Annotated in this window: 17 protein-coding genes; 9 read left to right on the top strand and 8 right to left on the bottom strand. The window is 62.7% G+C overall.

The features are described from left to right. Window positions 1-167 precede the first annotated feature (167 nt). The 5 genes from ACQ4W7_RS24970 to ACQ4W7_RS24990 are packed head-to-tail and all read right to left on the bottom strand — an operon-like array spanning window position 168 to window position 9,499. Complete coding sequence (locus ACQ4W7_RS24970; RefSeq protein ID WP_436534094.1) at window positions 168-896, bottom strand: YfaP family protein; 729 nt, start codon at window positions 894-896, stop codon at window positions 168-170. Between the two features lie 29 nt (window positions 897-925). Then, the gene (locus tag ACQ4W7_RS24975) at window positions 926-2,611 is read right to left on the bottom strand and encodes a DUF2300 domain-containing protein (RefSeq protein WP_436534096.1); all 1,686 of its coding nucleotides are present in this window, start codon (window positions 2,609-2,611) and stop codon (window positions 926-928) included. Window positions 2,612-2,616: 5 nt separating this feature from the next. Continuing rightward, window positions 2,617-7,194: an alpha-2-macroglobulin family protein gene (locus ACQ4W7_RS24980; RefSeq protein WP_436534098.1), complete on the bottom strand. Its 4,578-nt coding sequence runs from the start codon at window positions 7,192-7,194 to the stop codon at window positions 2,617-2,619. Further along, window positions 7,191-7,865, bottom strand: coding sequence for a DUF1175 family protein (locus ACQ4W7_RS24985; RefSeq protein WP_426073844.1), 675 nt, complete (start codon window positions 7,863-7,865; stop codon window positions 7,191-7,193). Before ACQ4W7_RS24985 ends, ACQ4W7_RS24980 begins: the two co-directional genes overlap by 4 nt. Further along, the gene (locus ACQ4W7_RS24990) at window positions 7,862-9,499 is read right to left on the bottom strand and encodes a DUF2138 family protein (protein WP_436534100.1); all 1,638 of its coding nucleotides are present in this window, start codon (window positions 9,497-9,499) and stop codon (window positions 7,862-7,864) included. The genes ACQ4W7_RS24985 and ACQ4W7_RS24990 overlap by 4 nt, the downstream gene beginning before the upstream one ends. 166 nt (window positions 9,500-9,665) lie before the next feature. Between ACQ4W7_RS24990 and ACQ4W7_RS24995 the strand changes: the two genes are divergently transcribed. From ACQ4W7_RS24995 to ACQ4W7_RS25035, 9 genes are all read left to right on the top strand, one after another. After that, window positions 9,666-11,186, top strand: a complete 1,521-nt coding sequence (locus ACQ4W7_RS24995) for a B12-binding domain-containing radical SAM protein (RefSeq protein ID WP_436534102.1) — start codon at window positions 9,666-9,668, stop codon at window positions 11,184-11,186. Window positions 11,187-11,243: 57 nt separating this feature from the next. Further along, entirely contained in the window at window positions 11,244-12,377 is a 1,134-nt protein-coding gene (locus ACQ4W7_RS25000) for an MlaE family ABC transporter permease (RefSeq protein ID WP_436534104.1), read from the top strand. Continuing rightward, complete coding sequence (locus tag ACQ4W7_RS25005; RefSeq protein WP_436534106.1) at window positions 12,377-13,279, top strand: ABC transporter ATP-binding protein; 903 nt, start codon at window positions 12,377-12,379, stop codon at window positions 13,277-13,279. The genes ACQ4W7_RS25000 and ACQ4W7_RS25005 overlap by 1 nt, the downstream gene beginning before the upstream one ends. After that, a complete protein-coding gene (locus ACQ4W7_RS25010) occupies window positions 13,279-14,238 on the top strand; it encodes an MlaD family protein (protein ID WP_426073849.1) in 960 nt (319 codons plus the stop codon). The genes ACQ4W7_RS25005 and ACQ4W7_RS25010 overlap by 1 nt, the downstream gene beginning before the upstream one ends. 12 nt (window positions 14,239-14,250) lie before the next feature. Then, window positions 14,251-14,865, top strand: a complete 615-nt coding sequence (locus tag ACQ4W7_RS25015) for an ABC-type transport auxiliary lipoprotein family protein (protein ID WP_436534108.1) — start codon at window positions 14,251-14,253, stop codon at window positions 14,863-14,865. A gap of 10 nt (window positions 14,866-14,875) precedes the next feature. Next, window positions 14,876-16,063, top strand: coding sequence for a VanZ family protein (locus ACQ4W7_RS25020; RefSeq protein ID WP_436534110.1), 1,188 nt, complete (start codon window positions 14,876-14,878; stop codon window positions 16,061-16,063). Between the two features lie 40 nt (window positions 16,064-16,103). Further along, complete coding sequence (locus ACQ4W7_RS25025) at window positions 16,104-16,421, top strand: (2Fe-2S) ferredoxin domain-containing protein (protein ID WP_034781335.1); 318 nt, start codon at window positions 16,104-16,106, stop codon at window positions 16,419-16,421. Between the two features lie 48 nt (window positions 16,422-16,469). Beyond that, on the top strand, window positions 16,470-17,123 hold the full coding sequence (locus tag ACQ4W7_RS25030; RefSeq protein WP_436534112.1) for an alpha/beta hydrolase: 654 nt from the start codon (window positions 16,470-16,472) through the stop codon (window positions 17,121-17,123). A gap of 113 nt (window positions 17,124-17,236) precedes the next feature. After that, entirely contained in the window at window positions 17,237-18,382 is a 1,146-nt protein-coding gene (locus tag ACQ4W7_RS25035) for a D-alanyl-D-alanine carboxypeptidase family protein (protein WP_426073853.1), read from the top strand. Between the two features lie 71 nt (window positions 18,383-18,453). Here ACQ4W7_RS25035 and ACQ4W7_RS25040 read toward each other — a convergent pair whose 3' ends face one another. Genes ACQ4W7_RS25040 through ACQ4W7_RS25050 form a run of 3 tightly spaced genes read right to left on the bottom strand, consistent with a single transcriptional unit; the run spans window position 18,454 to window position 22,418 of the window. Next, window positions 18,454-19,872 carry a cytochrome c gene (locus ACQ4W7_RS25040; protein WP_436534114.1) on the bottom strand — a complete coding sequence of 473 codons (1,419 nt, stop codon included), beginning with the start codon at window positions 19,870-19,872 and terminating at the stop codon, window positions 18,454-18,456. 14 nt (window positions 19,873-19,886) lie between these two features. After that, on the bottom strand, window positions 19,887-21,674 hold the full coding sequence (locus ACQ4W7_RS25045; protein WP_426073855.1) for a GMC family oxidoreductase: 1,788 nt from the start codon (window positions 21,672-21,674) through the stop codon (window positions 19,887-19,889). A 51-nt stretch (window positions 21,675-21,725) separates the two neighbouring features. After that, window positions 21,726-22,418, bottom strand: a complete 693-nt coding sequence (locus ACQ4W7_RS25050; RefSeq protein ID WP_426073856.1) for a gluconate 2-dehydrogenase subunit 3 family protein — start codon at window positions 22,416-22,418, stop codon at window positions 21,726-21,728. Window positions 22,419-22,463: the final 45 nt, after the last annotated feature.

Genomic DNA, 22,463 nt, shown 5'->3' on the forward strand with positions numbered 1-22,463 from the left:
AAAGCGTTGTGTTTGTCAGCTGCGAAGAAGGAAGAGTATGAAGCGTTTGCAGCATTTCGTCAACCTTCTTTTTCACCCTGCTTTACTCGGCATTTGCATGCGTCGTTCAGCGAGGGGTCGAATTATAGCCAAGCTGCGGCGGCTCCGCAAGGGCCATTTGCGGTCATTTATGGCAAGACGAACGATTTCACCAAGGTCAGCTCGCCAGCGGCCCGCATCGGTACCTGGAAGCTCTGCAGTTTTTCACGCGGCGTGCCTTCGTTGGTGATGATCGATATGCGGGCGACGGTCAGCATGGCGGTGTTCTCGCCGCTGCCGTAGTAATTGACATAGGCGTGATAGTTACCCTTCAAGGGCGCCGCGCTGGAAAAGATTTCCGGGCCGTAGCCGGTGGTCACGTCCACATCCAGCGCGCCGCCATCTTTCAAGACGCGATTGCCGTACCAGGCGTGACCACCGTCCGGCGTGAGCACATGCAGATCAAGATCGGTGCTGGCGCTGTCCCACGACAGCACGATACGCAAACGCGCCTGCGTCTTGCCCTGGTAGCTGTCGACAAACTGGGTCCGCGCGCGGCTCCTGCCATCCGGCGAACGCACTTCCACGCTGTTCGAGCCGCTGCCGAATCCATAGGGGCGGCCGTAACTGCCATCCTCGGCCACCTCCATCGGCATCGCCACGCCATTGACTACCAGCGTGGCGGGCTTGCCCTTGACGGCGCGCCCGATACATCCCCGTATCTGCGCCGTTTCGGCCTGGCCCGGCTGCAGGTTGACCGACGCGGCGGGGTAATTGACCGCTTGCGTATAGTCTTCGCGCGCGTCGGCCGAATTGCGCCAGCCGCCCTTCGGTGCATCGATGGTGACCTGAGCCTGCGCCCAGAGTGGCAATAACATTAGCAAAATCCAGCAGCGGATAGGGGAACTCACAGGGCCTCCAGGTTAAGGTCGACGAGCCGGCGGGCCAGCCGCTCGACATATTCTTCGTCCTGGCCGCGCGGATGGCGGCGCAGACCAAGGTGTAAATATTCATGGGCCAAGGTGATGCGGTCTTCGCGCGTGGCCAGCGGGCGCATGAAGATGCGGTTGCGCGACTGTTCCGAATACGGCGCGCCGCTGGACAGGGCACAGACCAGAGGCGCTTGTGGCGACGCCTCGTAGCCGGCCTCGCGCAGCAGCACGCGCTGCCAGCGCTGCACGGACCGCGCCAGCCAATCCTCGTTCTGCGCCAGGCGACGGCAACGCGCGCCGGTGTTGCCAAAGGTGCTCAGCGCGCCGCCGGGATAAGCCGCCGCCAGCAATTCATCATAGTACTTGCCCTGTTTAGCCTGCCGCACCGCCTCGCTCCACGCCATGGTCCCCTCGGACGGCTGATTGCTGTGATAGCGCACGGTGACGCCATCGACGATCAGTTGATCGGTCCAGCGCGCAATCGCCAGCGCCGCCGGCGTGGCGGGGCTGGGACTGACGCGCTGGGTCGCGCTGCTGTCAGCGATCTGCTGGCAGCCCGCCACGCTCACCGCGTTCTGCTGTAAATACGTGCGCGCAGCAATCGCCAGCGCCTTGGCCGCTTCCGGCTCGCCAGCATTCGCTTCACGGTCAAGCACCCGCGCCACATATTCATTGACGCCGAAGCGGCCGCGCAATTGCGGACGGCCGCCCTTCTCTTGTACCAGCATCAGCTCGCCGGTACTGCGCAAGGCCAGGTTCTGGCCATTTTCGAATTGCACATGGTAGCGGCCATTGAGCGGCCCGGGTACGGCCACGCCACGCTCGCCGCGCACGGCGCGAATCGGATAACGCTTGAAGTAATCGACCACCACGCAGCCGCCATCGTCGGCCGCGCCCACTTTCGGCAGACTGGCGGCCAACTTGGGCGCCCACTGCTCAAAGACATTGCTGCTGCCGCCCGCTCCGCCAAACCAGATCGGCGTACCATCGGCCAGCCAACCGGCCGCGCCGCCGATACGTTCGTCTGCCCGGCGCTGCTCGTGCCAAGAATACGTCTTTACGCGCAACTGGCTGCCAAACCAGCGCGCCGTCCCGGCCCCGCGCCCACCGCGTCCATCTAGCACCACGCGCAACAGGGCCGCTTCGGCGTCCAGGCGGCTGGCGGCCGGGATGCTGTCCAGCGCGCGCAGCAGGCTGTCCAGGCGCACCATGCGCGCCGGGGCCAGCTGAGCGGAGTCAAACAGCCAGGCAAAGTCGCCTGCCGGCGCGCTACCCAAGCGACCAGTCCAGTACTGGCGCCACGAAGCCGGCGCGATCATCAAGCGCTTGGGCGAGAAAAACAGGCCGCAGGACTGCGCCAGTGCCGCATCGTGGCCGATGCTCTGGCCCGCATCGCAGCAATACACTTCTTCCGGATCGCGGCCGCCGCAGCGATAGTCGGGCATCGCCAGCTTGGTGTCCGTCGCATACACATACACGAACAGCTTCCACAGGCTGGCCAGCGGCACTTGCCGCGTGCCGTCGAAAGGCGGCGGCGCGGCGCCGCCCTTGCGTAGCTGGCGCACTTCCGTCTTGCCATCGCGCCGCCAGGCCACATCCAGCGATGCAGACCAAGCGGGCGCGGCCAGCAGCAGGGTCGCCATCAATGCAGGAAGTGCCACGCGCATCACTCGACCTTCAGCGTGCGTGTGGTCTTGCCGCCGCCTTCGAAGGCTTTCTGCTCCGGCTGATACATGCGGTAAAAGCGCGCGGGCGGCAGCACATAACTGCCCTTCTGCGCGAAGCGAATCAAATGACGCACGGTGACGTCGCCGGCCAAAGGCTCGATCGGCACGGCATAGCCGTCGCGGCGCTCCGTGTGGCGCGCGCGTTCCAGCGCGGCCGGCTTGTCGCCTGCCATGACCATGCCCCAGGTGGTCGATTCGACCATCGCGCCTGGCGGCAACGCCACTTCCAGCAAGCCAAAGCGGTGCTTCGCGCCCGGCGCTGCCTTCAAGGTGATTTCATCGAGGTACAGCGCGTCCGTACTGAGCGCCTCGCCCGGATCGACCAGTTCCGTCGTGTAGCCGCCCTTCCCTTGCTTCATGCGCAGGATGCGACGTTCGACGGCAACCGGCAAGGTTTGCGCTTCGGCGGCGTGGCTGTCGTACTGCAGCACGGCCACCGTGCCGGCCGGCGCCGGAGCCGATGTGGCGAGACGCAATTTATCGGGAATACTCCTGGCGTCCGTCCAGCGCCAGAACGGCTGGCCGCTGCGGCTGTCGCGTTTTTGCCAGGCGCCGTCCAGCGCCACGGCCGGCCCCTTGCCGAACGATGCGCCGCCCAGCTTCTTTTGCACCCACAGCAAGGTCATTGCGCGGTCCAGAGTCGGCATCTCGGCGCGCACGCTGGCCAGTACCGCATCGGCCTGCGATGACGGCACTTCGCCGGCCAGCATCAGCAAGGCCTGCGCCACCGGCGCCTTGGACTCGCGCAAGACTTGCCAGGCGCTGGCCACTTGCAACTGCAGCCCATGCGGCAAGGCGATGCCATTCTGGCTGGCGACCAGCGCCACCAGGCCCAACGCCATCGATTGCGCTTCGCGGTCAGAGGCGCCGCCCAGCAGCAGGCTGCCGCTATCGCCCGCCTGGCGCGGCTTGCCGCCAAGGATGGCGATGGCACTGTCGTCCACCAGGCCGGCCGCCAGCGTCTGCGTGGGCAGGCCCATCTCGCGCGCCATCCACAGCACCAGCGCGCGGTCGCCCATCGCATCTTTCAAGCCATGTTCGCTATAGACCGCCAGCAGCTTGTTCCAGTGCTCGGGCGGCAGCTCGATGTGCAGCGCGCGCGCCGCGTACCAGTCGGCATAATAGGCGTAGGCCGTCATCAAGGCATTGCCGGCCGTGGCGTTGCCCCACCAGCCGAAGACGGCGTTCGGACCGGCCATGGAGACCAGGCGCAGGCGCTGTGCCGTGAGCAGCGTTTGCAGGCGTTCGCTTGCCGCACCGGCGTCCGGCCCCAGGCTTTGCGTGGCCAGCGCGAGCGGAATCAAACGGCTCGCCGTCTGCTCCACGCAGCCATACGGATAGTCGATCAGGTCGTCGGCGATGCGCGCGAACTGGCTGGCCGCGCCCTGTGCGAACGAGACGCGGATATTGCGCGCATCCGCCGGCAGCTTGAGCGCTAGGTCACCCATCGCACTAGTAGCACCATCGAGCGGCAGCACCAGCGTGCGCGGACTGCTCCAGGCGGCGGGCAAGGTTTGCATGGCCGTGTCGAGCGCGTCGACCAGTTTTCCGTTCTGTTTTACTTCCAGGCGCAGCGGTCCGGCCCCTGGCGCAAGCGGGAATTCGACATAGTTCACGCCCGGCTTGGCGGACACCTGTTCCGTCTTCGGCTGCGCCCCGCCGGAGAGGACAACGTCGAGCGCCTGCTCCTTGCCCGTCTGGTTGAACACGGCCACCGAGGCGCGCGGCGCGTCGCCGGCGCGCATCCAGTCCGGCGCGGTCCACTTGGCATAGAAGTTCTTGTCCGAACGCAGATAGGCGGTGCGCTGGCCCACGCGACCTTGGCTATCCATCGCGCGGCCCGTGATGCGCCAGCGGGTCAGTGCGTCAGGCATGGTGAAGCTGACCCGCGCATTGCCATTCGCGTCGGTTTTCAGCGATGGCGCCCAATAGGCTGTGTCGATATTGTCGCGGCGCGGGCGCTCCAGCACCTTGACGCCACGCTCGTTGTAATTGTGGCGCGCGGGCGCGCCAGCGCTGCGTCCCTGCGCCATGTCGTAGCTGATGAAGGACAGGCTGGCCGTGGTGCGCACGTTGTTGCGGCGCGGATGATAGAAAAAGTCGCCGATGTCCGGCGCGATTTCCGGCTGCAGCACATAGATCATTTCATCGACCACGCCCAGCGCCACCAGGGTGCTCAATGGCTTGCCGTCCAGGGTGGCCTTGACGTCCAGGGTCACCTTCTCGCCGGGCTGGTAGACCTCCTTGTCGCTCTTGAACTGCAGCGCGATGCGTGGCTCGATCACTTGCAGGCCGGCGTTCTCGAACACGAAGTCGCCATTGCGCGTGTACGCCACCGAGAACGTCATGTTCGGGCCGTGCTCCTCCTTGACGGGAATGCGCACGCGCCACTGCCGCGGCGCCACGCGCGTAGCCTGGTACCAATCAGCGGCGCCGGCCATCAGGCCATAGTGTTCCACCTTGTCGCGCTCGAGCGTCAACAGCGCCTGGTCGACCTTGTCGGAAAAGGTGATCAAGGCCTCGGCGATGTCACCCGGACGATAGCGGGCGCGATCGAGCACGATCTCGATACTGCCAGGCGTCGTCTGCACGCCATCGCCGGCGACCCAGTGGCTGGCGGCGGCCAGCAGGTTGCCGCGTTCGTCGCGCAACACCAGCTGATACGAGCCGGAGGCCGGGAATGTCACGTCCCAGCCCTTGGCGCTTGGATCGAACGCGCCCTCGGTCTTGCTCTGTTTTTCCAGTTGCACCATTTCCCAGCGCACGGGCTTCGCCGCGCCCTGGCCATCGGCCAGCAAGTCGAAATGCACGGCCTGGCCCGGATCGGAAAACTGGCGCGTGGCCTTCAACTGGTAGCTGCTGCTCGAGCGTTCTATCATCAGCTCGCGCGTCGCCTTGACGCGGTAAGCCGCGCCATCGGTCGCCAGCACGGTCAAGATGTAGCGCGAGGGATCGGCGGCGGGCGGCAAACTGAAGTCCACATTGCCGCTGCCGTCGCTCGTCACTTCCTCGGTTTTCAGGGACACCGGGAACAGGCCGCTGTAACGCAGCTCCCCCTCGACCATGGTGTTTTGCTGGCTGCGCAGCGACAGGGTCATCTTCGCGTTTTTCACCGGTTTGCCATCCGGGTAGCGCAGGGCGATGCTGCCGTTGACCGCCTCGCCCGTCTTGAATTCCGGCTTCGATGGCTGGACGTTGATTTCAAAGTGCGGCTTGACGTATTCGGCCACGCGGAAGGCCGCGCCATACACGCCATCCTTGTAATTGAAGCGAAGTTCATAGCCGCCGGCGGTGGCTTCCGTGGGCAGACGGAAGCGCGTGTCAGCGCCCGTGTCACCGGACAGCTGCAGCGATTGCGTCAGCAGCGGCGTGCCGTTCGGATTGAGCACGGTGAGGCTGATCGGCGCGGCAGCCGCCGCCTGCGATGCGCGCGCCGACGTAAATTCACGGCCCAGTAACTTGACGTTGACCTCATCGCCGGGCCGGTACAGTGGTCGGTCGGTCACCGCATAAATCTTGGTGTTATAGATCTCGCTGTCATAGTAAAAATTCTCGGACACGAACACGCCGCCGGCGCGGTCCTGGCCCAGCACATATGTGTGTTCCGGGCTGCCGCGTTCGAGCGACGCGACGCCATCAAAGCCAGTGACCGCCGACTGCAGCACGCCGGTGCCGTCGGTCCACGCCACGCTGGCGCCGGCCACGGCGGCGCTGTTGTCGCGCCGCGCCGTCCAGACCAGCATCTGGCCGGACGACACCTTGGTGACGGCCACCGTGTCCGACACGAACACCAGGGTGGTGGCGCGGTGCTCGCCGATGATCGCTTCGACCAAGTACAAGCCCGGCTTGCGCTTGCCCAGCGGGATCATCACATTGCCGGCGCCGGCGACGATGAAATCGCTGCTCGACCCATCGAGCTTGACGCCCTTCGGCGGTGCGATGGCCTTGGCTTGCCAGATCGGATAGCGGAAGCTGTCGACCAACTCCATGCCCTTGATCGGCTTGTACTGCGGATGGTTGGCGAATACGGTCGGCCGGCGGATCGCGTCATTCGTGGCCAACTGCGGCTGTTCCTTCGTTACCGCGCGGCGCGCCTCGCCGGAAAACAGCTTGCGCCAGGCCAGGCGCGACTGCTTCCACCAGCTATCCCACAGAAAGCTCAAGGTGTTGGCCAGACCTTCGCCCTGGTAATTACCTTCAACCTGGATGCGATGCAGATTGCGCTGCTTCTTCAGGAATTCCATCGGCTCGGGCACGCGGTAGATGACGATGTCGGCGCCCGAATACGCTTCCAGGTTCATGCGTCCCATATCGCGGCCGGGCACTTCCAGGCGCACGCGTGCTTCATCAAGACTGCCATAGCTGGCGTCCGACAGCAGGAAGAAGGGCTCGCCCTTGAAGGTCGTGTAGTTGCTAGACTCGTTGCTGGATTCGCGTTCCTGCGCCGAGGTGCCGCCAATGAACACCAACGCCAACAAGCTGGCAAATAGCAGCCTCATGAGAAAAATCGGCTTCATGACAAAAACGCCAGCCGGAACACACCGGCGAAATTCGGATTGTTGACCACAGCTTGCCACCGCGTGTCCTTCCAGCTCGTAAGTTCTTTGATATCGACGGTCCGCAGACCATTGTCGTCGGGGGTGACGGTGCCGGTGTGGTAGGCGATGCGCGCCCCCATCCAGACCATCAAGTGCTGTTCGTCGCCCTGGTCGAAAAACAGCAGGTCGCCGGGCAACGCCTGGCTGATCTCGCGGGCGATGAAACGGCTGTTGTGCTGCACCAGCGCCAGCGCCGTGACGAAGTGGCCAACCTTGCCGCCCGTTTGCAGCCAGCGATTGCGCAAGGCGGCCTGGCTGGCATCCAGGTCCAGCTCGGGCGGCAGACGCCGGTCGCTGGCGATGCCGTTCGCATGCAGCCACTTCGCGTCATGCACGGTGAGCGCTTCGTTAACGGCAAAGCGCACCAGGCCGGCGCAATCGCGGTGCGTCCAGCGCGGCGACGGGCCCCGTTCGATTTGCGCGTTGACGATGCGCAGCATCCAGGCCTGGAAGGCACGGCTCTGGGCTTGCGACAACCGCACTTGCGGTTCGGCCGCCGCGCGCAGGGCCCAGGCATAGGGGTTGGTAACAGCGGCAGCCCCGCCAGCCATCCAGCGCAAAACGGCACGGCGCGCATGCCACACCGTCATCGCGCAGTCTCCTGCCATTCCAGTGTTTCCCACACCAGGCCTGTGCCGCTGCCTGGCTGCCGCTTGAGCACCATGCGTAGCGGCGGATATTTTTTCAAGGCGTTCAGGCGCGGCACCAGGTGTTCATTGGCGGCTGCGCGCAAGACCGGTTCCTTATTCGCCGGCAGGGTATCGAAGGCTTCCAGCTGGATCAGCCCGGCCAGCGATGCCGGCGCGATCAGGCCGATGGTGCGCGCGCCATCGGGCAGCAAGTCGCTGGCCGCCGGCGCCTGCTTGCGGCGCACGGCCAGCACCTGGTCCACCAGCTTGCCGTCGGCGGAAAAGACAACGGTGTTGCCGGCCAAGGCCAGCGCCGGCGTGGACTGGCCCAGGGGCGTGGCGACGCCGCGCTCCCAGCGCACGAACGGACCTTTAGCATCCTTGCCGGTAGTCTTGCGCACGGGGTCCTTGCCGCCGATGGCCGCCTCGAACAGGCTTCCATACAGGGCGTCGTTGCCAGCATCAGGACGGCGAGTGGCCACAAATACGGGCGTATGCAGCCGAGAATTGCCGTACCAGCAGGCGGCGGCAGGCCCTTGCAAGTGCTCGGCCAGCGGCACCACCGGCTCGGATGTCTTGTCGCCTAAGCGCTTGAGCACGGGCTGCAGCGCGGCCCAGTCCACCGGCACGCTGAAGCAGGCACTGGGACTATGGGGCAGCAGCGGCCACAAGGCGCTGCTGTCGTAACCGCCGTTTTTCAGCTTGTCGGCATTGAGCAGCACCTTGGACTGCCAGGCGCCCTGTTGAAAATCGAAGCGCAGCGCTTCGAGCGCGCCAAAGAAAGGCTGGTAGCCGAACGACAGGAAGTCCACCTTGACGGCGATGCTGTGGCCCTCGGGCGCGGCGCTGTCGAGATGGAATTGCGCATGAAAGACATTCTGTTTGGCCGGTTCCGGCGCCAGCAGGCTGGCCACGGTTTTCTCGGCCGTGCCATCGCCATGCTTGCCATCGGTGCCGCCATACAGCATGCCGGGATGGGACAGGATGACCAGGCGCTGGCCGTGCGCGGCAAACAGCAAGGTGCGCTGATAGGCATAGTTCAGTGCATACACGGGCACCTGGTCGCCATCGACGCGCAAGCTGCCGGCCACGCGCATTTGCGTATCCTTCAAGGCGATCTTGCCCGCTTCTTCGAGCAGGCGTGTCAACTGGTTGCGTGACACGGCGATGGCGAAATGCTTGAGCGAGCCGTCGGCGTCGCGCCACAAGGCCACTTCCGCCGGCTGGTCCAGCACCATGCGCAGCAACTGGTCGCCCCATCCCAGCGCATGTTCGTAGGCGATGCGGCGCAGACTGCCTTTGAGCCCCAGCCGGTCTTCGCTTTGCTCGTAATAGAACAGGAAATCCTCGCACAGCACGTCGCGCGCCAGCGGCACCGTCAACAAGTCGCGCGGCAAGGTAGACAGGCTTTTCGTGCGGACCAGCGCGTCGGGCCTGGATAAATCCAGCTTCAGGCTGTTGACCGGCCCCATCACGCCCCAGCCGAAGACCCGGTAGCCGACCAGCGCGGCGGCCACCAGCGCCACGCCGGCAAGCGAGCCGAACAGGACTTTTTTATTAAGCACTTTTTTATTAGGCACTTTTTTATTAAGCACTTTTTTATCTTGTACTTTTTTCACCAGCACCGTGTATCCCCTGTTGCCCTGTCGAAGCATTGCCAAGTTGGTAATTATTGACAAATGGTAACATGGCATTTGTGGCCGCAGCGCACAGCTGACGCGACAGCGTAAAATAGCGGTTTCGCCGTTTCAATCGCCTCCCATGACCATCCTGCTCTCCACCCTGAACGCCCGCTACACCCACGCCTCGCTGGGATTGCGCTATTTGCTGGCCAATATGGGGCCGTTGCAGGCACAGACGCGGCTGCAGGAATTCGTCATCGGCACGAAAACTACGGAACTGGTCGAGCGCATCCTGGCGAACAAGCCGCGCATCATCGGTTTTGGCGTGTATATATGGAACGTCGAAGAAACCACGAAACTGGTGGCCATGCTCAAGCGCGTGGCGCCCGAAGTCATCATCGTGCTGGGCGGGCCGGAAGTGTCGCACGAGGCGGGCGAGCAAGAAATCGTCAAGCTGGCCGATTACCTGATTACAGGCTGGGGCGACGTCACCTTCGCCAAGCTGTGCGGCGAGATCCTCAACGGCCCGAAACCGCTGATGAAGATCCACGCGGGCGTGCAAGCGCCGCTGGCGGAACTCCAGCTGCCCTACTCCTTGTATACAGACGACGATATCCGCCACCGCACGATTTACGTGGAAGCGTCGCGCGGCTGTCCGTTCAAATGCGAATTCTGCCTGTCGGCACTGGACAAGACGGCTTGGCCCTTCGCCCTGGAGAACTTCCTGGCCGAGATGGAATCCCTGCATGCGCGCGGTGCCCGGCTGTTCAAGTTCGTCGACCGCACCTTCAACCTGAACATCAAGACCAGCCTGAAGATCATGCAGTTCTTTCTGGACAAGATCGACGCCAACCCGGACGACCCGATCTATGCCCACTTCGAGCTGGTGCCCGACCACCTGCCCGATGCCTTGAAGGAAGGCATCAGCAAGTTCCCGCCCGGCGCGCTGCAATTCGAGATCGGCATCCAGAGTTTCAATCCGGACGTGCAATCGCTGGTGAGCCGCAAGCAGGACAATCAAAAGGCGGCCGATAATATCCGCTGGCTGTGCGAGGAATCGAACGCCCACTTGCACGTGGACTTGATCGCCGGCTTGCCGGGCGAAGATGAAGCCAGCTTTGCGGCCGGTTTCAACAAGCTGGTGGCATTGAAACCGCATGAAATCCAGTTCGGCATCCTGAAGCGCCTGCGCGGCACGCCCATCATCCGCCACACGGAAAATTACGGCTTGGTGTTCGACCCGCACCCGCCCTACACCATCCTGGCGAATAAACACCTCGATTTCATGAGCATGCAGCGCCTGGTGCGCTTCGCCCGCTACTGGGACCTGGTGGCCAACTCAGGCCGCTTTGCCAATACGGTGCAATGGATGCTCGGTGATGCGCCGTTTGAAAACTTCATGGATTTTTCGAACTGGCTGTACGCCCACACGGACGCCACCCATCGCATTGCCATGGAGCGTCTGGCCAAGCTGGTGGCGCAATGGCTGCAGACGCGCGGCATGAGCGCGGCCGAGGCCAATGCCCTGCTGGCCAGCGACTACGCGGGCGGCGCACAGACGGCCGCGCACGCCAAGCCAAGCGAAGTGAGTACTAGCAGCGCCAAGGTGCGCCCGGACGTCGCCCTGCCGCAGCGGCAGGCGCGCCACCTGGCGTCCTGACAGGCCGGCGATTGAACAGCGGTGGCGGTCTGCGCCATTCTCCCTTAAACTGGCACGATGCCGACTGTACAATCGCCGAAACTGACCCTCTCCCAGACCAGCTCCCAACAGGGAGCCCTTGTCACTGCCAGCGGCACCTGGCAGGTGCACGCCCTCGCGCATGACAATGCGATCAAGGCCATCGACACCCAGCTCAAGCCCTTGCAGGGCGAGGCGAATGCCAGCTGGGACCTGTCACAGATCGACAGCATGGACCATATCGGTGCCCAGCTATTCTGGAATGTCTGGGGCAAGCAGCGTCCCGCGCAGCTGACCCTGGCGCCATCGCAGGAAGAGTTTTTCCGGCGCATCGAAGAGACGGGTCCGCTGGAAACGCCACCCTCGCGCGCCAACCGCCTCACGCCCGTGATGAAACTGGGCATGACCATTTTGCTGTTTTTCGAACACTTGAAGGGTTTTATTGCCCTCGTGGGCCAGGTGACGCAGGATGTCGGCCGCTTCGCGCGCCATCCCATGCGCGGGCCGTGGCGTGAAATTTCCGCCAATATCTTCCATGCGGGCTTCCAGGCGCTGGGCATCACGGCCCTCGTCGGCTTTTTGATCGGCGTGGTGCTGTCCTATCTGTCGGCGCAGCAGCTGCGCGCCTTTGGCGGCGACATTTATCTGGTCAACCTGCTGGGCATGAGCGTCATCCGCGAACTGGGGCCTTTGTTGGCCGCCATCCTCGTGGCCGGCCGCTCGGGCTCGTCCATCACGGCGCAGCTGGGCGTCATGCGCGTCACGGAAGAGCTCGACGCCATGCTGGTGATGGGTATTTCGCACGGTTTTCGCCTGATCATGCCAAAAGTGCTGGCCCTGGCCATTTCCATGCCCCTGCTCGTCATCTGGACGGATACGGCCGCGCTGATCGGCGGCATGGTGGCGGCCAAGGTGGAATTGAATCTGTCGGCGCGCTACTTCATCCAGAAGCTGCCGGACGCCGTGCCGCTGGCCAACTACATGATCGGCCTGGGCAAGGGCGTGATTTTCGGCATGCTGATCGCACTTGTCTCCTGCCACTTCGGCCTGCGCATCAAGGCCAATACGGAAAGCCTGGGGCACGGCACCACCACTGCCGTCGTCACGGCCATTACCGTGGTGATCCTGGCCGACGCCGTGTTCGCCATCGTCTTCAATGGAGTGGGATATTGATGGCGGACAACGATAACGCTTGCAAGGTGAGCGAGGGCAACGAGGGCCGGTTCAACCTGCATGGCAGCGCGCCCGTGGTGGAAATCACCAATCTGTGGACCAAATTCGGCCGCACCGTCGTACATCAGGACTTGAACCTGGAAATCGAACGGGGCGAGATCCTTTCCATCGTGGGTGGCTCCGGCACGGGCAAGACGGTGCTGCTGCGCCAGATGCTGGGCCTGGAACATCCGGCACGCGGCTGCGTCAAAGTCTTTGGCGAAGATATCAACAAAGCAAGTTCCGACCAGTTGCAGCAATTGCGCAACCACTGGGGCATGCTTTTCCAGCAAGGCGCACTGTATTCGGCCCTGACCGTGTTCGACAATGTGGCCCAGCCGATGCGCGAATTGCGCGTGCTGCCCGAAGCGCTGATACGCGACGCGGTACTATTGAAAATGAACATGGTGGGACTGGGCCCGGAACATGCGCTGAAAATGCCGTCGGACTTGTCGGGCGGCATGATCAAACGCGTGGCGCTGGCGCGCGCCCTGGCGCTGGAACCGAAGCTGCTGTTCCTCGACGAACCCACGGCGGGCCTGGACCCGGACTTGTCGGAAAGTTTTGTTTCTTTGATCCAGTCGCTGCACCGCGAGCTGGGCTTGACGGTGGTGATGGTCACGCATGACCTCGACACCCTGTTCGCCCTGTCCACGCGCATCGCCGTGCTGGCGGAAAAACACGTGATCGCCATCGGCCCCACTCGCGAGGTGATTGAAGTCGACCACCCGTTCATCAAGCAATTTTTCCTCGGTGACCGCGGCAAGCGCGCGCTGGCCGTCCTCGATGAAAAACAGGCGGCAGCGGGCAATGCTGCGCAGCCAGGCGCTGACGCCGGCACAGACAAGAAAGCGGAGAAGTAATGGAAAACAGATCACATGCCCTGATGACGGGATTTTTTACACTCACCCTGCTGGTGGCCGCCATTTTGTTCGGCGTCTGGTTCAACCGCGACCGCGTGGAAAGAGTCCCGTATCTGCTCGCCACCACCCTGTCCGTGCCAGGCCTCAACCCGCAGGCGACCGTGCGCTACCGGGGCTTGGAAGTGGGCAAGGTTGACGCCATCGATTTCGACACGCAAAAGGCGGGGCAAATCCTCGTGCACATCAGCGTCGCGCCCGACACGCCCGTTACCAACACCACCTTTGCCACCCTGGGCTACCAAGGCGTGACGGGCATCGCCTACATCCAGCTCGACGACGAGCACGTGGGTTCCAAATTATTGGGAACCAGCAAGGACAAGCCTTCGCTGATTCCCCTGCGCGCCGGCTTGCTCGACCAGCTGGAAAAGCGCGGCAAGCGCATCCTCGACCAGGCCGAGCAGATCACCAACAAGGTCAACAATCTGCTCAGCCCCGACAACCAGGCCGCCATGCTGGGCGCCTTCAATGAAGTGGGCAAGGCAGCCAAGGCCTTTGGCACCATTCCGCAGCAACTGGAGCCGACCCTGACGCAATTGCCGCAGCTGACGGAACAAACACGCCAAACCTTGACGGCCGTCAGCACGGCCAGCAAAAATGTGTCGGACTTGACAGCAACGTGGAAAAAACTGGGCAACGATATCCAGGCGCCCGGCGGCGTGCTCGACAAGGTCAATGGCACGGTCGACCGGGTCGGCAATTCGGTGGAAACGGTGGCCAATGGCGTATCGCTGGAAGTCTTGCCGCAGGTAATCGAGCTGAGCGGCGAAGCGCGTTCCTCGATGCGTGCCCTGAAAACCACCATGAGCACGCTCAATGAACAGCCGCAGAGCATCTTGTTCGGCGCCCCAGACATTCCACCCGGTCCGGGCGAGCCCGGTTTTTCGGCGCCGGGCAAATAAGGAGAACACAGCATGCAACTCCCTCGCAATCTCACCGCACTCATCCTGGCCGGCGCTTTCCTGCAGGGCGGCTGCGCCAGCCGCGGCCCCGTCCCCACTTTTTATGATTTCGGCCCGGTGGCGCCGATGGCGACCGTGCCGGCGAGCACGCCGCCCGTGCCCGTGCTGGTGATCGCCGACGCCAACGGCCCTTCGTGGCTGGACAGCCAGCGCATGTATTACCGGCTGCTGTACGCCGATGCACAACAATCGCGTCCGTACGCCTACAACCGCTGGAACACGCCGCCGCTGCAACTGTTGAGCCAGCGCCTGAAAACCCGCGTGGCGCAAAGCGGCGTGAAAGTGCTGTCTACCACGGACGCGGCCGCCGGCATCCCCCTGCTGCGCATCGACGTCGATGATTTTTCGCAAAACTTCGATACGCAAACGCATAGCAGCGGCCACGTCTCGCTGCGCGCCTCGCTGTTTCGCGGCCACCGCCTGATCGACCAGAAAACCTTCAGCCGCAGTGGCCCGGCCGGCAGTGCCGACGCGCAAGGCGGCGCGCAGGCGCTGGCGGCAGCATCGGACGCCATCGCCACCGACTTGCTGACCTGGCTGGGCACGCTGACCATGCCGAAAGAGTGACCGCAGCACGATGACCGCCCCCGCAGCCCCCGCCAGCCCGCCAGCGCCACTGCCGCCCGTACGCTCGTCGCCCGTGTCGCGCGCGACCCTGCTCGCCTACGTCTTCCTGATCATCTACGCCAGCTGGTTTCCGTTTACGGGCTGGCACAGCAATGGCTTGTCGCCGCTGACTTTCCTGGAGAACACGCGCATGCCCCGCTACTGGACGGGCTTTGACGTGGGCATCAACATCGTCGGCTACATCCCGCTGGGCGCGCTGATCGTGTATTCGCTGTTTCCCAGGATCACGGGTTTCTTTGCCGTCATCGTCGCCAGCCTGTGCGGCATGTTGATTTCCGGCAGCATGGAAGCCGTGCAAACCTATTTGCCCAGCCGCGTATCGTCGAATCTCGATTTTTATACGAATGCGGCCGGCTGCTTTATCGGTTCCATCATCGGTGCATTGACGGCGCGCAAGCTGCTCGACCATAGCAATCTGTACCGCTTGCGCCAGCGCTGGTTTGCCCAGCACGCCAGCCAGGGCTTGGTGCTGCTGGCCTTGTGGCCGCTGGCGCAGATCTATCCGCAAGGCTATCTGTTCGGCCTGGGCCAGCTGCTGCCCATCCTCTCGGACTGGCTGTCGCAGCTAACAGGCATGGAGATCGACCTGGCCACGTATCTGCGCCCCGACGTGATATTGACGGTCGAACAATATTGGCTTTCTGAAACCATCATCACGGCCTGTGGCATGACGGGCGCCGTGCTTACCTTGCTGTGTCTGCTGCGTCGCGCCGCACCACGCGCCATGCTGATGCTGATCCTGATCACCGCCGCCTTGATCGTGCGTTCGATGGCCAGCGCGCTGCTGTTTTCGCCCGAAAACGCCTTCGTCTGGATCACGCCGGGTGCCCAAGGCGGTTTCTTGATCGGCCTGATCATGCTGGGCGGCCTGGCGTTCGCGCCCCATGTGGCGCAGCGCCGCATCGCGGCCGCCACCTTGCTGCTGAGCCTAGTGATGGTGAATACGACGCCGATCAACCCGTATTTCATGTCGACCTTGCAAGGCTGGGTACAAGGCAAGTTTCTCAACTTCAATGGCGCGGCGCAATTCCTCGCCTTGCTGTGGCCATTCATGGCCTTGTGGTTCTTGTGCCTGCCCTCGCACCGCCTGAACCGGCAAGATGACGTGCAGCGCCAGCGTCGCGAAGACCACCCATAAGCGCTATCATGGCGTATTGATGAATCAGCAGGAGAACAGTATGAGCGACGCACCGTATTTTGAACGCCACGTTTTTTTCTGCATGAATAAACGTGAAGACGGCCGCAACAGCTGCGGCGACCATGGCGCGGAAGCGGCGCAAAAGCATTGCAAGCGCCGCATCAAGGAACTCGACATGAATGGCGCGGGCAAGATCCGCATTAACCAGGCCGGCTGCATGGACCGCTGCGAAGAAGGCCCGTTGCTGGTCATTTACCCGGAAGCGACCTGGTACACCTATGTCGACACCAGCGACATCGATGAAATCATCGATACGCACCTGGTGGGCGGCAAGATTGTCGAACGCCTGAAAATCTAAGCCCCATATTTAATCCTAATTTAAGCCTACGCCACCAGTATGAGCATCATGAACAGAAACTCCGAAAAATTTACCCTCGCCGGCCATGCAGGCAGCATGGAAGGCTTGCTCGATTTCCCGGCAGACACCCCGCGCGGCATTGCCCTCGTGGCCCATCCGCATCCGCTGTATGGCGGCACGATGGATAACAAGGTCACGCAAACCCTGGCGCGCGCCTTTGTCGCCCTCGATTACGTAGTGGCGCGCATCAACTTCCGCGGCGTGGGCGCTTCCGAAGGCGTGCATGACCATGGCGTGGGCGAAACAGACGACATGCAATTGCTGTATGAACACATGCGCAGCCTGTACCCGGGCTTGCCCGTGGCCTTGTCCGGTTTCTCGTTCGGTACCTTCGTGCAATCGAAACTGCAGGAACGCCTGGCCGCCGCCGGCACGCCCGTCGAGCGCCTGGCGCTGATCGGCAGCGCGGCCGGCAAGTGGGCCATGGCCGATATTCCGGCCGATACCATTTTGATCCACGGCGAACTGGACGACACGATTCCCCTGTCCGCCGTCTTCGACTGGGCCCGTCCACAAGACATTCCCGTGATCGTGATCCCCGGCGCCGACCACTTTTTCCACCGCAAGCTCAATCACATCAAGCACCTCGTGATTGCGCTGTGGCATGGTGACAAACCCGCCATCGCAGCAGATGATCATTGAAGTGTGGGCTTACTACCGTCACCACAGCTATAATTGATCCGTTTTTTCCACGCGGCCATGTCAGTAGCAACAACATGGCCCCCAGCCTTCATCTTTTTCGCAGACCAGCCTCCATGAAAAAACTTTTAGCGGCACTGGCCTCCAGTGTACTTTTCCTATCCGCCGCCTACGCCCAGAGCGTTCCAGCCCCGACCATCGCCGCCAAGTCCTGGCTGCTGCTTGACGCCACGAGTGGCCAGATCATTGCTTCGCAAGATCCGGACGCCCGCATCGAGCCGGCCTCATTGACCAAGATCATGACGGCCTACCTGACGTTTGCCGCTATCCGCGAAAAGAAACTGGCGCTGGACCAGAAAGTGAATGTCTCCGTGCGCGCCTGGAAAGTCGATTCGAGCAGCTCGAAGATGTTCATCGACCCGGCCACCCCCGTGTCGATCGACGACTTGCTGCATGGCCTGATGATTCAATCGGGTAACGACGCCGCCGTGGCGCTGGCTGAAGCCGTCGCCGGCGATGAAGGCACCTTCGTCGTGCTGATGAACCGCGAAGCACAACGCATGGGCTTGAAAAACACGCGTTTTGCCAATCCGCATGGCTTGCCTAGCCCCGAGAACTATTCCACAGCGCAAGACTTGTCCGTGCTGGCCAAGCGCGTGATCGCCGATTACCCGGAATTCTACAAAATCGATTCCGTGAAAAGCTTTACCTACAACAAAATCACCCAGCCTAACCGCAACCGCCTGCTGTGGCTGGACCCAACCGTCGACGGCATGAAGACGGGCCACACGGAAGCGGCCGGCTATTGCATGATCGCGTCAGCCCGCCGTCCAGGCGGCACCGGCGAGCGCCGCCTGATCTCCGTGGTGCTGGGCACCACGTCCGACCAGGCCCGCACACAGGAAAGCCAGAAGCTGCTGAACTGGGGCTTCCAAAACTTCGATACGGTCAAGCTGTACTCGAAAGGCCAGGCCGTGGCCACGCCGGAAGTGTGGAAAGGCTCGAAAGGCACCGTGAAAATCGGCTTCGCCCGCGATGTGCTCGTCACCGTACCCAAAGGCACGGCTGCCAAGATGAAACCGGTGCTGGAACGCAAGGACCCGCTGGTTGCGCCACTGGCTGAAAACGCCCCTGTCGGCAAGCTGAAAATGATGGTCGACGACAAGGTTCTGCTGGAACTGCCTGTCGTGGCACTGGAAACCATCAACCAGGCCACCATCTTTGGCCGTGCCTGGGATTCGATGCGTCTGTGGATGAAGTAATTATTTCTTGTACTCCATAAAAAATGCCCGCAGACGCTGCGGGCATTTTTTTCGTCTTGCGCTACGTCAAATTACTTCAGCGGCGCATCCTTCAGGTGCGGCTGACGCGCCACGGGCGGGAAGGTGCCGTGGCGGCCTGCCGCAAACGTCGCTTCCGTCTGCGATGCTGCCACCGGCATAGCCACCTTGCGCACCTTGGCCACCTGCGCCGCCGTCACGGGTGCGCCGCGGTTGCCCCAGCTGGTCTGGATGAAAGTCACCACCTGCGCAGTCTGCTCATCGTTGAAGATGTCGGCATACGGCGCCATCGTCAGCGCCGACGGCGCCATGCGCGTGGCCGGCACGGCGCCGCCCGACAGCACGATATTAATGGCCGACGTGGGATCGCTCGTCTGCAGCACGGCATTGCCGGCCAGCGCAGGGAAAGCCTTGTCGTAGCCCTTGCCGTCGGAACGGTGGCAACCGGCGCAGCGGTCCAGGTACAACTGTGCGCCCTTGGAATTGACGATACCGCGGAACAATTGCTTGCCCAGCTTGTCATCAGCGACAAACGCCGACGTGGCCGGGTTCGATGGCGGCAATGACTTCAGGTATTTCGCCATCGCCGCCAGGTCACCATCCGTCATGTGCTGCATGGAATGGGCCACCACGTCGTTCATGGCGCCGAACGAGGCCGTATGGCTATTGCGGCCCGTTTTCAGGAATTCGGCGATCTCGGCCGCGCTCCAGCGCGCCAAGCCGCCACCATGTTCATTGCGCAAGGAGGGCACGGACCAGCCGTCGATCACGCCACCGCCCGCCAGGAAGGTGGTGTTACCGGCGTCCGTCAGCGATTTTTCCTGCATGCCCACGCCGCGCGCCGTATGGCAGGCGCCGCAGTGACCCAGGCCCTGCACCAGGTAGGCGCCGCGCAGCAATTGCGCGTCGCCCGTGGCCGGAGCCTGGTAAGGCTGCGGCGTGGGCGCAAAGGCCCAGCGCCAGATGGTCAAAGGAAAACGCATTGACAGCGGCCACGGAATATCGGCCGCCTTGTTTGGCGTCGGGTCCGCCTTCACGCCATGCATGAAGTAGGCGTACAGCGCTTGCATGTCCGCCTCGCTCAGACGCGAGTATGACGGGTACGGCATGGCCGGATAGACGGTGTAGCCGTGCTTGGTCACGCCGGTGCGCATCAGCTTATCGAAATCGGCAAAACTCCAGTCGCCGATGCCGGCCTTTTTATCTGGCGTAATGTTGGTGGAATACACCTTGCCGATCGGCGTTTCCATGCCCAGGCCGCCCGCGAACGGCTGACCTTTCGTGCCGGCGGTATGGCAGGCGATGCAATCGCCGGCGCGGGCCAGGTATTCGCCCTGGCGTATCAGCTGGGCGTTCGGGACGGTGGCGGTGGTAGCGGTGCTAACCGCGCTGGCGGACCAGGCGGTGCTGGGAGTACTGGCGGCGAGCGCCAGCAGCAGCGCGCCCACGGTAGTGGTGAATGTGTTGTTCATCTTCTTGTTCTTTATCAAGCGACCAGGGGACGGGGATCTTTCAGGTATTGCTCGCGGATGGCTTTGGCCGACCAATAGGTCAGCGCACAGGCGAGGCCCGTCGGGTTGTAGCCGATGCCGACCGGGAACACGCTGGAACCGACGGCAAACACGTTGTGCACATCCCAGCTTTGCAGGTAGCGGTTGACGACGCTGGTCTTGCGGTCCGCGCCCATGGCCGTGCCGCCCGCCCAGTGGGTGGTCTGGTAATTGCGCAAATCGAGGTGGTCGCCCACGCTCTTGACGGAGACTTTGATAGCTTCCGGGTTCATCGCTTCGGCCACCTTCATCATCTTGTCGGTAACGAAACGGCTCATCTTGATGTCGTTTTCCTTCCAGTCGAAGGTAAAACGCAGCAATTGCTGGCCATACTTGTCCGTGTAGGTCGGGTCGAGGTCGACATAGCAGTCGCGGTAAGTCATGTTGGCGCCATGGCAATCGAAGGACACCGTGTTCAGGTAGCTCTTCTTGACAGCCTTTTTCCAGGCCGAACCCCAAGCGGGCGTGCCATCCGGCGTGGCAATGCCCGAGATCGGCTTCGAGCCGGCCGGGTTGCACCAGGCGGGCGAGCCGCCCACAAAGCCCAGCGGGCCATGGTCGAAGTTGTCGCCATTCCAGTCATCGAGCGCGACCCCGGTGCCGCCGGCGCCGATGAAGGGGTTGGTGTTCGTGTCTTCCTTGAAGAAAGTCTGGATGGTGGACATCATCTGGTAAGCGATATTGCGCCCCACCACGCCTTCATTGCTGACGGGATCGTATGGCTTGCCGATGCCCGACAGCAAGAACAGATGCGCATTATTGTAGGCAAAGGCGCTGGCGATGACCAGGTCGGCCGGCTGCTCGACGGCCTGGCCATCCGCATTGATATAGGTCACGCCCGTTGCGCGTTTTTTACTACTGTCGAGGTTGATGCGCACGACGTTGCAATTGGCGCGCAATGTAAAGTTCGCCACCATGCGCAGGGCCGGCATGATGTTGACGTTGGGCGAGGCCTTGGAATAGTTGTAGCAGGCGTAGCCGGAGCAGAAACCGCAGAAGTTGCACGGTCCCATCTGGCAGCCATACGGATTCGTGTACGGGCCGGAGGCGTTCGATGAGGCATTGACAAACGGGTGGTAGCCGACGGCCTTGGCCGCGCGGCGGAACAGCTCGGCCGTGTACGGCACTTTTTGCGGCGCCAGCGCGTAATTGTCGGAGCGGTCGCCCTCGAACACATTGCCGTCGCCGACGACGATGCCATTGACTTTATACGCCTGGCCCGAGGTGCCAAACACTTTCTCGACGAAATCGAAGTGCGGCTCCAGTTCGGCGTAAGTCACACCAAAATCCTGGATCGTCATGCCTTCGGGGATGAATTTCTTGCCATAGCGGCGTTCGTAGTGGCTGCGGATTTGCAGCTCTTCCGGCAAGACGCGCCAGTGCATGCCCGACCAGTGCAAGCCCGCACCGCCCACGCCCGTGCCGGGTTTGAAGGCGCCGATCTGGCGGTACGGCACGGCCACGCCGGTGATGCTGTGGCGGAAGGTGAACGTGCTCTTCGACATATCCTGGAACAGCTTGCTGCGCTGGATGTAGGTCAGCTCGTCGAGGGTCTTCGGATAGGCGCCGTCCGGATAGGTGTCGCGGTACTCGCCGCGTTCCAGCGCGACCACATTCAGGCCCGCTTCCGTCAATTCCTTGGCCATGATGGCGCCGGTCCAGCCGAAGCCGACAATCACGGCATCGACAGGCTGCATTTTCAAATCTGCTTTGATATCACTCATGATGGTTTTTCTTTTTCTTTGATCTGGTACAACAAAGTTACGGTTACAGGCTCAGGCAATCGACACGGGAGGAAGCGGGTATTTTTTCCCGTACTGTTCCACCCAATCCATGTAGTCGGCGCGCGCGCCGGGGAAACCCACCATCTTCCAGGCCAGCATGTCTTTGTTGCCACCGTGCACGGGGTCGCAAAAGTAGCCTTCGCGCGTATTTTGCAGCAGCTGGTTGAAGAAGATCTTCGATGGCACCTCGCCGATGTCCAGGGTACCCTTTTGCAATTGCGTGATGACGGCATCGCGCTCGGCCGCGTTCAACTGCACGAAAGGCTTGCCCGACTGCTTGTTGACGGCCGTGTTCACGCCGGCCAGGGCGCTCTTGTACAGCGCGCGCGGCGCCATGTGGAACTGGTAGCCGAATTGTTCGATCGAGGGCACGAACGGCCCCTGCATGTACCACAGCGCGCCATACGCGTAAGGCGTGTTCATCTGCGAGTCGATGAATTCATGCACACCCGATTCCAGCGCGCCCGGCCCTTCGGCGTCGGCGGGAATCAAGCGATCGACCAGTGCGCTCAGGGTGGCCCATTCGGTGGCGTCGAAGAAGCGCGGTTTGTAGGCAGGCTGGTCCTTGGAGACGGCCATGGCCAGGCCGCCGCCGGCACCGGCCAGCAAGGCCACGGCAGGCGCGGCGCCGACGGCCTTGCGCAAGAAGTTACGCCGATGGGGCGAAATCCCGATGATTTTCATAGGTTTTCCTCAGGCGGCGCGAGCCGCCACAGTGATGGATGTGGG

The sequence above is a fragment of the Janthinobacterium algoris genome (assembly GCF_051380935.1).
Lineage (GTDB): Bacteria > Pseudomonadota > Gammaproteobacteria > Burkholderiales > Burkholderiaceae_D > Janthinobacterium.